Below are 11618 nucleotides of genomic sequence, written 5' to 3' on the forward strand. Positions count from 1 at the left end.
CTTGTGTCAGGTTTTTCGCTGCAGTGTCCGGATCCCAGTCGGGGCCCAGCAGGTCCGGGCCGAGGTGGGCGACGGCGTCCATATCGTGATCGCGGTCCAGGATCTCCAGGACGCCCAAGTCGATGCCGGCGGCAGTGGTGTCTGTTGTCTCCAGCACGATTCGGATTTTGTGGGTTTGTCGTGTGCGGTGGTTGACCCGCCAACTGCCATCCATCTTCAGATGGGAGTGGATGCTGGCCACCCCGACCCGGATGAACAGGTGTTTGCCGCGGCTGAGCACCTCGTCGACTTTCTGGCCGGTCAGATCGACGGTTGCGTAGCGGGGGACTCGGATGTCGCAGCGGGTGAGGGTCTTGCCTTCCAGGGCGTCGCGGAGGGCGGCGGCGGTTCGGAAGACGGTGTCGCCTTCGGGCATGGGTTCAGGTTAGGCCGGGAATGCCTCGCTGTAGGACCCCGGCAGTTCCTGCAGCGGGAATTCAGGGTTGGCGAACAGGCATAACCGCTGCCATTCAGCGGCGGCATCCGATTCCAGCAGCGACAGCAGATAGAAGGACCGGTAGCAGGACCGCCAGTCGTCGCACGGATTGTCGACGATCTGGTGCAGTGCCCGCACCGCAGCATTGCGATCCCCGGTCGAGGCATGGAACTTTCCCCACTCGAAGGCTAGTTTGACCTCGGGAACGTGGACGAGCGCTCGCACGATGTCGGCCTGGTCGGCGGAAAGTCCTTCAGTGATTTCCGCGACGGCACCGGCGAGGGCCTCTGCATAGGCGCCGTTCTGCGATTCGATGATTCCGCTGAGCTGTTCCAGCGTCGCTTTCGGCAAGGGCTTCAGGCAATTGGCGATCTCCTGGGACAGCAGAATCTCACGCGCCTGCCGGTCCAGATCGACGACTGCGGCGGTCTGATCCGGGATGCGAGTGGTGATCACCGAGGAATGGAAGTGCTGGCGATGACTGTTGGCCAGCGGATGGTCGGCGTGAAGTTGGGTCTCGAAACCATCTTCCACGCCTACGATTTCGAAACCGGCGCTTTCGGTCATCCACGTGAGTCCCCGGACGGCCGGCACCATGACGATTCCGGTGTGGACGGTGCTGCCCCACAGGATGTTCGATTCAAGCTTCACCCCGCACAGTGAAACCTGGCGCTCGACACCGCCTCTCCCGTAGATGATGTCCTTCGGCTCTAATGCGTCGGTCAGGTCGTCGGTGACAAGGTTGTCGTCCAGGGTCAGTGTTTCGAACAGCGCGCCGTAGCGGGTTCGCGAAGCGATGTCGTTGAGGAAACCTTGAATATCGGACAGGTGATGGATCACGCCGAAGCAGATCACCACGTCCCAGGTCCGATCCGCCAACTCCTCGGGCCAGTGGCCAGGGTCGCCCGCGACGTGGATGACACCGTCGTCGATCCCGAGAAGCGCGCGAGCCTGGCGGCCACGTGCGATCGAGTGACCGCGCGGCTCCAAACCGGTCAGATCCCGCATTCCGTACCTGTGCCACAGGAGATTGAGCAGCCAGCCGTCGCTGGCTCCCACCTCGAGCACAGAGAGTTCCTCCCGGGCACAGCCCCGCGACTGGGCTGTCTCGTCGATGAACGCCGCGGCCTTGCGCCACAGGAATGCGGATCGCCCGCCGACCGGACCCTCGTGGTTGAACTCGTCATCGCCGACCGTGTAGAACTCGTGAATGAATGGCCCGCAGGCATTGACCTGGGCTGTCAAGGAAACCATCTCTACTACTTCTCCACTCGGTTCAAGATTCGTGCGCCCAGGGGATCGACTTGTAGGCGCAGCGGGTTCCGGTCGCTCATCCGGGACAGAAAGCGGGTCTGATTTCCCTCGGGCACAGCGGCGAGCATGAATCCGCCGCCGCCGGCGCCCAGAAGCTTGCCGCCGATTGCCCCGGCATCGATTAGTTCCTGCCAGAAACTCTCGATCTCCTCATTGCTGATGGCATCACTGAGCCCGCGCTTCATCGCCCATCCCTCGCTCAGTAATTCGGCGAGCCGCGGCAACGTCAGCGACAGGTCGTGCAGTTCGGTGAGGAGCTCATTCGCCAGCTTCTTCATCGCGTCGAGCTGTTGAAGGTTGATTCCGGTGCGGCGGTCCTGGTCGGCGAGAATCTTCTCGGCCTTCCTCTGCATGCCGGTCCAGATGAGGAAGAGACCGTCGGTGATGTCACGGCCCAGAGCCTGCTGGGAGATGGGTTCGACCATCACCCGTCCCGTCGGCTGGAAGTGGAATGCGTTGAGACCGCCGAACGCCGCCGCGTACTGGTCCTGTTTGCCGATCGGCTTGCCGAGGACCTCCAACTCGACCTGGCAGGCCTCTTCCGCCAGAGCGGCAGCCGACATGTCCTCACCGCGCATGGCGTGCAGTGCGAGGAGAAGTCCGACGGCGAAACTGCTCGATGATCCGAGGCCCGACATTGCGGGGACATCCGCGCTCGTCGAAATGTGCATGGGTTCATCGATGTTCAGGAGTTCGAGGCAGCCGCGGACGATACCGTTCTCGATGGAATCCCGAGCGTCCCGTCTTTCTGTCTCGGAGTACGAGATGCGGTATCGCTCGCCGAACATCGGGCTGTGCCGCATCACGGTGACGTACACATGAGCCTGGATGCCCGCGCTGACCACGATGCCGCCATGGTCCAGGTAGTAGCGCGGAAAGTCGGTACCGCCGCCCATGAAGCTGACCCGCAGCGGTGTCCTGGTCGTAACAGAGTGAATCTGGCGTGACATGGCTCCCCTAGACAATGTTGTAGGCCTCGTGCAAGGCCGGAAGAGCGGCGTGCAGGTCGGCAAAAACGCCGAGGGTCGGGCGTGCATCGGTGTCGGTCTGCTCGCTGATGAACAGGGTCTGGGCGCCGGCCGCGTTACCCGCCTCGACGTCGCGCTCGTCATCTCCTGCGAACACGATCGCAGGTAGGTACAGGGCGTGCTCGCGTGCGGCGCGGGTGAGCATTCCGGGTTTCGGTTTGCGGCAGGAGCAGCCGGCGTCCCACTGGTGCGGGCACAGGTAGACGTCGATGACGTCGACGCCTACCTCAGCAAGGCGCGCGATGATGAAATCGTTGACGCTCTTCACGGATTCGGCTGCTACCACACCTCGTCCGATACCGGCCTGGTTGCTGATGATGATTAACGTGAATCCCTGTGCGCCTAGCGTCGAGAGTGCGGCGACGTTGGCTTCGATGAAGCGCACGTCCGCCACGCTCTCGATATAACAGGCCCGGGGTGGACGCTCGTTGATGAGTCCATCCCGATCAATCAGCATGACCCTGCGCGGCGCCAAGGTTTGTCGGGTGGTCTCGAGGCGGGTGGCGTCCCCGATGCTGTGATACGGGTGGGGTAGGAAGTCCGCGGCCACGGCTCCCTCGTCCGCTGCGGCCGCGAGCGCCGCTGGCAGGGAACCGGCGGTCCGTTGCAGCAACGGCACGAGGTAATCGCGCTCCACGAGCCAGAAGCCCACCTCGACCCAGGACGCCTGGCCCATCGACCGATCGGGCAGATAGCGCACCACGTGCGGCCCCGCCTCGGCGTCTCGAACCAGGTTTCCCCGCGGATTCAGGCAGGCGGACACGACGATCTTCGCCTTCGTCGCTTCCGCGATGTCCGACAGGCGGGCCACGCTGAAAACGGTGAGGTTATCTGTGTAGAGCAATAGTAACCGCTCATCGAGCAAGACGCCGGCCCGCAACAGTCGCTCGCCGGTGCTCCATTCAGGGTCGCCCTCAACCACTGAGATAGTCACCCGCTGATCGAGATCTCGGACCGCATCGACCACTTGGGAGGAGCGATATCCCGCCAGGATGAGTAACTCCGTGACCCCCTCGGCCGCAAGGGAATCCACCAGGTGTTCCAGGAATGTTTTTCCGGCGACATCCACCAGCAGCTTGGGTAGGAGATCCGTGTGGGGAGCCAGTCGCGTTCCACGTCCGCCGGCCAGCATCACTGCTTGGGTCATCCGCGTGCCCCGGCGATGACGTTGCGGATGCCGCTCTCGAGCATGACGGTGGATGACCACCCGTAGGAATTTCTGATGGCCGTGGTGTCAGCCCACCAGGCATCGGGCTCGGAACCCGAAAGGATCTCGCCGGCCTGCTGGCCGCGCCATTCCCTTGCGACCCAGCCGGCAACCGATGCGACGTTATGCGCACGACCACTGCCGATGTTGAACGCACCGGACGGGCCGGGACGGGTGGCGAGCAGGTACAGGGCCTCCGCGACGTCGACGACGTTGACGAAGTCCACCGCCGCACTGGGCGAAGCCACCGTGAGTTCGCTTCCTGCAGCCGCTTTCGCAACGGCGGCCGGTATCAGAGAGTCCGATCGTTGGCCCGGACCGTAGACGAAGAACGGTCGTGCCCATCTCCACTCGGCGCCGCTGCCTTCGCTTGCCGCGCGGATAAGTTGGTGGGTGCACACCTTGGCTTGCGCGAAGATATCCGCGTCCTCGGCGGGCGCGTCAGCCTCTGTCTTGGCGCCGCCACCGGTGGCGTACTCGCGACAGGAACCAACTCCGACGACTCGCTGCACGCCACAGCCCAAGGCGGTGGCGACGACCCGCGCGGACATCGCCACATTCGTCAGCGACCAGGTGACTCCCAGGTCGGGAATTCCCGCCCAGCCGAGATGGACGAGCGCATCAGGGCCAAAGCGTCGGATCTCTGACTCGTCCAGGCCGCCGGCGGAATCCTGGAACACGACGGTCGTCACTCGCCAGTCGGGCGGAACGTGGTCAGGTGTGGTCGTCGCGACGAGCACATCGTGGTCATCCCGCAGCAGGCGCTCAACCAGATGGTGGCCGATGAACCCCGTTGCGCCGGTCAGCAGGATTTTCACGGTTCAAGTGCCCCGGCTTGATTCATGTCGAAATCCGGCCACTGACGGTCGGCGTCGCTGATGACCGCCGGTGTCAGCGGCCAATCAATTGAGAAGGCCGGATCATCGAAGCGGATACCGGTGGAGGCTTCGGGGCTGTACCGGCCTGCGACCTGGTAGCAGAGCACCGTGTTCGGTTCCAGGGTGATCCAGCCGTTGGCGCACCCCGGCGGCACGAGTATTGCGTGTCCGTCACCGCCACGCAGAACGTTCACCTCAGCGGTGAGGAGGGTGGGCGAGCTTTTTCTCAGATCAATCGTGACGTTGTGGATCGCCCCGGTTGCTACCGAGATCAGTTTCGATTCGCCTGCGTTCCCCCGTTGGAAGTGCATTCCGCGCAGGGTGCCGGCGACCGGGTTGACCGAGGCGAGTGCGTAGTCGGGTGAGAAGTCGATGCCGCTTTCCCGCATGACAGGGTCGTCGAACACCCGCACCAAGGCACCGCGGGAGTCCAGATGCGCCCGAAATTGGACGTGATCGAGGCCCTCGATCTTTCCGTTGGCTGTCATGAGGTGAGGGTGAAGACCCTGGGATCCCCGGGAAATGGGACGACAACCTCGCCCTTCCACCTGGCGTCCTTCAGGAAGCGAAGTATCTCGTCTTCGAAGTTGAAGGCGAACAGCAGGATCGCATGCGGGTGCATCTCCAGGACGGCCTGGGGCGACACGATGGGGATGTTCACCCCTGGCGAGTACTTCCCGTGTTTGAGAGGACTCGCATCCGCAATTGCCTGGAGTGCTTTGGTGACCGGGCCAAGGTAGTTCAGCATCGTGGAGCTTCGCGCGGATGCGCCATAGGCGACCATCGGCTGACCAGATTCGGACAGCCGGGCAATCTCATGGCTGAGCTGGTCGCGGTGGCCTTCGGCGCGGCGGCCGAAGTCCAGCCATGCACTCTCCTCGCCGATACCACTGCGGCGGTCGTATTCGAGTGCCTCCGACAGCTCTCCCGTTATCGGCGGTGCTACGTCCGTCTTGCGGGCCAGCAGCGCCCAGGATCCGCCACTGATGGGGCTGCGCCGAACATCGAAGGCCTTCAGTCCGGCCGTGGACATCAAACGCTGCATCGTGTGCAGCGAGTGGTACATGGTGTGCTCGTGATAGATGGAGTCGTAGTGCAGCTCCTCCAAAATGGTCTGTGCACTGTGGAACTCGATGAGAACGAGTCCATCATCGACCGTCAGTCGAGACAGCGCCTCGATCGCGCCGAGCGGATCCGGTACGTGGGACATGACGTTACGTGCGATGACGACGTCAAACTTCCCTCGTGTGGCCTCGATCTGCGTGGCGGTCTCGGAGGTGAGGAAGTCCGGGATCGTCTCGACGCCCCTCGCGGTTGCATCGGTGGCGAGGTTGACGGCCGGATCGATCCCGAGTACCCGGGCACCCCTGTCGGCGAGCGTCTGCAAGAGGGTTCCGTCGTTACTGGCCATCTCGAATACCCGCGGGGCATCGACGGAGACTCGACTCATGATCCAGTCGGCCAGACCTTGGCAATACTCGCGAGTTGACGCCGACGTCCCGGTAACCCAGACATAGTCGCGGAACATGACGGCAGGATCCACGTCAACGGAGAGTTGTGCCAGGCCGCACTCGCGGCAATAGACCATCTCCAGTGGGATCATGGCCTCATGCCCGCTGGTGTCGTCGACAAGAGAATTGGCCAGCGGTTGGGTGCCGAGATCCAAGACGTCGGTGAGGGACTCGGCACCGCAGAGTCGACAGCCGTCGATCGTGCGGTACTGCGGTTCAGCGGACAACGCGAAGATCTCCGTCCAATCGGCCTTGCTCCTGGAGTTCGCGTAAGCGCTCCAAACGGATGCACGTTGGTCCGAAGGCCTGCTCCGCGGTCAGACCAGCCCTGGTCCAGCCGTCGACGAGTTCCTTACCGCCGGTGTCCAGATCCCAGGCCGGGCTGTAGAGCGGGGTCAACTCACTCAGGATCCTGGAGAAGCTGACGCGGTAGGTCCGCTCGTCGGTGCTCGGCGATTCCGCCGTGACAACCCGGGCGCCGGGAACGCTTCTGGCCGCGGCATCGGCGAGGTCGCGCACCGTGTAGTTGCCGTTCTTGATCCCGACGTTGAAGGCGCGTCCGCCGACGACGTCGGAGTCCGCGAAGAGACCGGCCTCGAAGGCACTGCAGACATCCTGCACGTGGATCACCGGCCGCCAGGGCGTTCCATCGCTGAGAATCAGCACCTCGCCGCTGGTGTAGGCGCGGGCCACAAAGTTATTGAAGACGATGTCGCATCGGGGTCGAGGGCTCAGGCCGAACACGGTGGAGGGCCGGAAGGCAACTGTGGTGAACGACGGATTCGACGCTTCGCGGATGACCAGCTCCGCTTCCCATTTCGTTCTCGCGTAGGCAGTGACGGGATTCTTGGCGCTGTCATCCTCGTCGAGTTCGTCGTCGGTGTCGGCCACCCCGTACATGCTCTGCGAGGACGCATACACGAAACGCCCGACGCCGGCATCGCGGGCAACATCGAGAAGCCGCAGGGCGCCGTCGCGATTGATCTCGTCGGTGAGCGATTCGTTGAGAGCGCCGAGTGGATCGTTGGACAGTCCCGCGAGGTGAACGACGGCATCGATACCGTCCAGGTGCTTGGATTCGACGTCGCGGATATCGACGTTCCAGGTAGGCGGGTCAGCCGGGCGGTCCCCAACCGTGCAGTCGGAGAAGTAGCCGATATCGAGCCCCTGCACCTTATGCCCCATCCGAGTGAGACGTTGGGTCAGAACTGTTCCGATGTATCCGAGGTTGCCGGTGACAAGCACTCTCATCGTGTGTGTGTTCTTTCCCTCTCGCCGAGCTCGCGAAGCTGTAGTGACACCGCATGGCAGATGACTGAATGTGCGTCCTCTGTCGTTCCGTAGTCCCCGACATCGGTGCGCACGTGAATCGAGATGTCTGATTCCTTCGCGAGTCGGCCTCCGTCGAATCCCGACAGCCCGACGGTGGTGGCGCCGTTGTCCTTACCCTGTTGGATCGCCCGGATCACGTTCTCCGAGTTCCCCGAGGAGGACACCGCGACAACGAGGTCGCCGGCCTTCGCGTAGGCCCGCACCTGATGAGCGAAGGCGTCCTCGTAGCCGTAGTCATTCGACAGGGCGGTCAGCACCGGCCCGTTGGAGCACAGGCTGACTGGAAGGATCCCCAGGCCGGTGTCGATATTGACCTTGGCCAGGTCGGTGGCGAAATGATCGCTGATGGCGGCGCTTCCACCGTTGCCGAGAATCCAGATGCGCGACTCGTTCCGGACCCCGTCTTCGATGGCGGCCAGGAAAGCATCGAGGGCGGCGGGATCGACAGTGGCGATGGCAGTCGGGATGAGCGACGCTCGAGCGAGCCCGAAATGCGTGGTTGATGCCGCCGTCATTTCGAATCCTTTCGCATCCGGAGCAAACACACAGTCCACCGGAGAACCTGCCTCGGGGCCGTCCCGGTGCCGGGTCGGATGTATCGGCCCCGTGGTGCTGATGAGACCGATGGGTGGGGGTAGTAGTACGTTCGACGTATATTCTAAACTGAGTGTACCCACCTTCTTGGCAGACAAATAATCGCAGGTGGGGTAGGTTATCGGTTAAGAGTTGCCGGAATTTGACGCCGATGGCCCCGGGTGGGAACCGCCGGAGGCTGCGCCACCCGTGCGTCGGCCGGGGCGCCGGGTGTCCAGGTGGCTGTAGTCGGCAGCCAGCTAATGTCTAGGAGCGCAGTATGAGTGACTTTGAGCGGGACGTGATCGATCGGATCGACGCGATGGCGCGAAATGAGTCCCTCAAGGAAGACGCCATGCGGTTCATCCGCTCGTCGAACACGCCGCAGTACTCCTACAACTTCACCTGGATGTCTCGCCCGATCATCCAATACCCGCAGGACGTCGTGGCGATGCAGGAATTGATCTGGCGCATTCGGCCGGACCTGATCATCGAGGCCGGGATCGCCCACGGCGGTTCGCTGATTTTCAATGCCTCCATGCTGGCACTGCTGGACATGGCTGACGCCATCGAGGCCGGACTGTCGCTGGACCCCGCCGAGTCAAACCGCAAGGTGCTGGGGATCGATATCGATATCCGCGCTCACAACCGTGCTGCCGTCGAGGCGCACCCGATGGCATCCCGCATTCAGATGATCGAAGGCTCCAGCATCGCGCCAGAGGTGATCACCCAGGTTCACGCGATCGCCGCCGGTTACCAGACCGTCCTGGTGATTCTCGACAGCAACCACACGCACGCCCACGTTCGGGCCGAGTTGGAGGCATACGCGCCATTGACGACGGTGGGAAGCTACTGCGTCGTTTTCGACACCGTCATCGAGGACATCTCAGCGCAGGAAACCTCCGATCGCCCTTGGGGCCCGGGAGATAACCCGAAGACCGCGGTGTGGGATTACCTGAAGACTCACGGCGAGTTCGAGATCGATGACCGAATCCACAACAAGTTGTTGATCACGGTGGCCCCGGACGGATATCTCAGGAGGATTCGCTGATCTCCGCAACTTTGCGGAGGATGCCGGCCGGATCAAGGCCGAATTTCCGCGCGAAGTACTCGGGGCTGGTTCCGACATCGAACACGTACGACGTCGGAGCGAGCGAATCCAGTTTGATCGGCACCTGATGCCGATTCACAAACTCGCAGAGCGAGCCATAAAGGCCTGAGTTCGCGAAATGATCCTCAACCACGATCGCGGTACGGTACCGGCGCAGCGCATTTACGAGTACCTCGTCCTCCAGGGGACGGAGTCGGTTGACGACGACGAGACCCACCTCGGGCTGGGACTCTCGGGCCTGCAGGCAGGACTGGGCGGGGCCGCCGTAGGAGATGAGAACGGTACCGTTCTCGGCGCCATGGAGATGTACGAGATGCTCCTCAGATGCCGGATCCTGATGTCCGCCTTTGGGAATTCGGATGTAGGCCGGTCTCGACTCCTGCAGGACCGTCTGCACAAGTGTGGAGGCGTAGGTCACTGACGACGGGCAGTAGATGTCGATCTCCGGCAGCGACTGGAGAGTGCCCCACTCATCAATGATGTGGTGGGTGGGTCCCAAGGGAGAATTGTCGTAACCGGTCGATGTTCCCAGCAGTGTGATCGGGTAATGGTGAAGACCGATGTCATTGCGGATCTGTTCCAAGCATCGATGAACGACGAAATTGGAGATGGTGTAGGCGAACGGCCGGTATCCCAGGTTGGCCAGTCCCGCGCTCACCCCGATCAGGTTCTGTTCGGCGATACCGACGTTTGCGTACCGGTCGGGATAGGTCTCGCCGAACTTCTCGACCAGGTTGATCCCCATGTCCGCGGTGAGGAAGAAGATGTCCTCGTTGCGCGCCATCTCGTCGAAGATCGCATCGATGATTTGGCCTCTCATGCCTGGCCTCCCAGTTGATCCAAGTGCTGTAACGCTTCCCGATACAACTCGTCGCTCAAGGACCGGTAGTGCCAGATGGGCTCCCACTCCGCAAAGGGCACATCTTTACCCTTGACGGTGTTGCACACGATGACCCCGGGACGGCCGCCGCCGCGAAGGTCGGCGATAGCCTCAGATATCTCGCCGACAGAGTGTCCGTCGACCTCGCGAACATTGAGTCCGAAGCCGGCGAACCGGTTTGCCAGAGGCCGCAGGTCGATGATCTTCTCGGTGTTGGTGATACTGCTGATCCGGTTGTTGTCAACCAGCATGATGAAGTTGTCCAGTTGCATGTGGGCGGCGAACATCAGGCCTTCCCAGATGGACCCCTCCTGAATCTCGCCGTCACCGACGAGGGTCAGAGCAACCTGATCGACGAACCCGCGCGACCGCAGGCCCAACGCGCAGCCCACCGCGACGTTCATCCCGTGCCCCAGTGCGCCGGTGGAGTGTTCGACCCCGTCAACCGCATGGTTCACGTGGCCGGCGAGAAGTGAGCCGTCCTTGTGATACGTGTCGAGCATCTGCATCGGCAGAAGGCCGAAGTGCGCCATCGTCGCGTAAGTCGCAGCGGCGCAGTGCCCCTTGCTGACGATGATGCGTGACCGGTCCGGGGCGTTGGCGTTGATTTTCTCAACGTCGACGCTGCCGTACATCGCGATCAGCATTTCGACGGCCGACATGTTCGAACCGAGGTGACTGGCGCCGCCCTCGAAGAGCATCTTGACGATGCTCTTACGCACATCGACGGGGTCGGGGAATTGGCGTGTGCTCATGCGCCGATTCCCAGGTGTGCGGCGACCCGGGAGAGGCCCTCATACAGATCGACCTCGGGACGCCAGCCGAGGACGGCCATAGCGTGGGCGGGGTCAGGATTGCGGACACTGATCGCGGCGGGATTGGTTTCGCGCACCTCGACCTGGCGTCCGAGGATCTTCTCCGACTCGGCGATGACGTCGCCGAGGCTGGCGAGTTGTGTCCCCGCGATGTTGAGAATGTCGTGCCCGGTATGTCCCAGTGAGCTGATGATTCCGTCCACCACATCGTCAACGAAGATGAAGCGGCGGGCCGTGCTGAGGCTGCCCACTTCCACGAGTCCCTTGGAGGCGGCGGACAACAGGGACTCGGCCGCTGACCAGTTCTCGGTCCGAGGTCCGTAGACGATTCCGAATCGCAGGACCATCAGATCCTCGAAGAGGCCGGTGGTCCTGAGCAGGTTCTCGGCGGCGAGCTTGGTGATGGCGTAGGTGTCGTTGAGCCCGGTGATGTCGATCGGGTTCTTTTCGAATGCGGGTTCTTCGCTGCTGCTGCTCCCGTAGACCCATTCGGT

Annotated in this window: 13 protein-coding genes; 1 reads left to right on the plus strand and 12 read right to left on the minus strand. The window is 62.7% G+C overall.

Annotation, left to right across the window (positions count from 1 at the left end; genetic code table 11):
- From ACR2JI_RS13270 to ACR2JI_RS13310, 9 genes are all read right to left on the minus strand, one after another.
- A partial coding sequence (locus ACR2JI_RS13270; RefSeq protein WP_526390655.1) for a DNA-formamidopyrimidine glycosylase family protein occupies positions 1 to 415 on the minus strand: 415 nt, incomplete at its 3' end.
- Positions 416 to 424: 9 nt separating this feature from the next.
- Positions 425 to 1729, minus strand: coding sequence for a class I SAM-dependent methyltransferase (locus ACR2JI_RS13275; protein WP_526390657.1), 1305 nt, complete (start codon positions 1727 to 1729; stop codon positions 425 to 427).
- A 5-nt stretch (positions 1730 to 1734) separates the two neighbouring features.
- The gene (locus ACR2JI_RS13280) at positions 1735 to 2739 is read right to left on the minus strand and encodes a GHMP family kinase ATP-binding protein (RefSeq protein ID WP_526390659.1); all 1005 of its coding nucleotides are present in this window, start codon (positions 2737 to 2739) and stop codon (positions 1735 to 1737) included.
- Positions 2740 to 2746: 7 nt separating this feature from the next.
- Positions 2747 to 3964, minus strand: coding sequence for an HAD-IIIA family hydrolase (locus ACR2JI_RS13285; protein ID WP_526390661.1), 1218 nt, complete (start codon positions 3962 to 3964; stop codon positions 2747 to 2749).
- On the minus strand, positions 3961 to 4842 hold the full coding sequence (locus ACR2JI_RS13290; protein WP_526390663.1) for an NAD-dependent epimerase/dehydratase family protein: 882 nt from the start codon (positions 4840 to 4842) through the stop codon (positions 3961 to 3963). The genes ACR2JI_RS13285 and ACR2JI_RS13290 overlap by 4 nt, the downstream gene beginning before the upstream one ends.
- Positions 4839 to 5390, minus strand: a complete 552-nt coding sequence (locus ACR2JI_RS13295) for a dTDP-4-dehydrorhamnose 3,5-epimerase family protein (protein ID WP_526390665.1) — start codon at positions 5388 to 5390, stop codon at positions 4839 to 4841. Before ACR2JI_RS13295 ends, ACR2JI_RS13290 begins: the two co-directional genes overlap by 4 nt.
- Positions 5387 to 6640 (minus strand): class I SAM-dependent methyltransferase, encoded by a 1254-nt coding sequence (locus tag ACR2JI_RS13300; protein WP_526390667.1) that lies wholly within the window; start codon positions 6638 to 6640, stop codon positions 5387 to 5389. Before ACR2JI_RS13300 ends, ACR2JI_RS13295 begins: the two co-directional genes overlap by 4 nt.
- Entirely contained in the window at positions 6630 to 7664 is a 1035-nt protein-coding gene (locus ACR2JI_RS13305; RefSeq protein WP_526390670.1) for an NAD-dependent epimerase/dehydratase family protein, read from the minus strand. The genes ACR2JI_RS13300 and ACR2JI_RS13305 overlap by 11 nt, the downstream gene beginning before the upstream one ends.
- A complete protein-coding gene (locus ACR2JI_RS13310) occupies positions 7661 to 8260 on the minus strand; it encodes a D-sedoheptulose-7-phosphate isomerase (RefSeq protein WP_526390672.1) in 600 nt (199 codons plus the stop codon). The genes ACR2JI_RS13305 and ACR2JI_RS13310 overlap by 4 nt, the downstream gene beginning before the upstream one ends.
- Before the next feature lie 338 nt (positions 8261 to 8598).
- Between ACR2JI_RS13310 and ACR2JI_RS13315 the strand changes: the two genes are divergently transcribed.
- A complete protein-coding gene (locus tag ACR2JI_RS13315; RefSeq protein WP_526390674.1) occupies positions 8599 to 9369 on the plus strand; it encodes a cephalosporin hydroxylase family protein in 771 nt (256 codons plus the stop codon).
- Here the strand turns inward: ACR2JI_RS13315 and ACR2JI_RS13320 are convergent.
- The 3 genes from ACR2JI_RS13320 to ACR2JI_RS13330 form a co-directional block, all read right to left on the minus strand.
- The gene (locus tag ACR2JI_RS13320) at positions 9353 to 10249 is read right to left on the minus strand and encodes a transketolase family protein (protein WP_526390676.1); all 897 of its coding nucleotides are present in this window, start codon (positions 10247 to 10249) and stop codon (positions 9353 to 9355) included. The two genes, ACR2JI_RS13315 and ACR2JI_RS13320, sit on opposite strands and share 17 nt — an antisense overlap.
- Entirely contained in the window at positions 10246 to 11064 is an 819-nt protein-coding gene (locus tag ACR2JI_RS13325) for a transketolase (protein WP_526390678.1), read from the minus strand. Before ACR2JI_RS13325 ends, ACR2JI_RS13320 begins: the two co-directional genes overlap by 4 nt.
- On the minus strand, positions 11061 to 11618 hold a 558-nt coding region (locus ACR2JI_RS13330), incomplete at its 5' end, for an NAD-dependent epimerase/dehydratase family protein (protein WP_526390680.1). The genes ACR2JI_RS13330 and ACR2JI_RS13325, both read right to left, overlap by 4 nt.

The sequence above is a fragment of the Mycobacterium sp. genome (assembly GCF_051006775.1).
GTDB lineage: Bacteria > Actinomycetota > Actinomycetes > Mycobacteriales > Mycobacteriaceae > Mycobacterium.

Coding starts and splice junctions, on each gene's coding strand:
- ACR2JI_RS13275 (WP_526390657.1), bottom strand. CDS start 1,729: ATGGTTTCCTTGACAGCCCAGGTCAATGCCTGCGGGCCATTCATTCAC.
- ACR2JI_RS13295 (WP_526390665.1), bottom strand. CDS start 5,390: ATGACAGCCAACGGAAAGATCGAGGGCCTCGATCACGTCCAATTTCGG.
- ACR2JI_RS13280 (WP_526390659.1), bottom strand. CDS start 2,739: ATGTCACGCCAGATTCACTCTGTTACGACCAGGACACCGCTGCGGGTC.
- ACR2JI_RS13325 (WP_526390678.1), bottom strand. CDS start 11,064: ATGAGCACACGCCAATTCCCCGACCCCGTCGATGTGCGTAAGAGCATC.
- ACR2JI_RS13320 (WP_526390676.1), bottom strand. CDS start 10,249: ATGAGAGGCCAAATCATCGATGCGATCTTCGACGAGATGGCGCGCAAC.
- ACR2JI_RS13305 (WP_526390670.1), bottom strand. CDS start 7,664: ATGAGAGTGCTTGTCACCGGCAACCTCGGATACATCGGAACAGTTCTG.
- ACR2JI_RS13315 (WP_526390674.1), top strand. CDS start 8,599: ATGAGTGACTTTGAGCGGGACGTGATCGATCGGATCGACGCGATGGCG.
- ACR2JI_RS13285 (WP_526390661.1), bottom strand. CDS start 3,964: ATGACCCAAGCAGTGATGCTGGCCGGCGGACGTGGAACGCGACTGGCT.
- ACR2JI_RS13310 (WP_526390672.1), bottom strand. CDS start 8,260: ATGACGGCGGCATCAACCACGCATTTCGGGCTCGCTCGAGCGTCGCTC.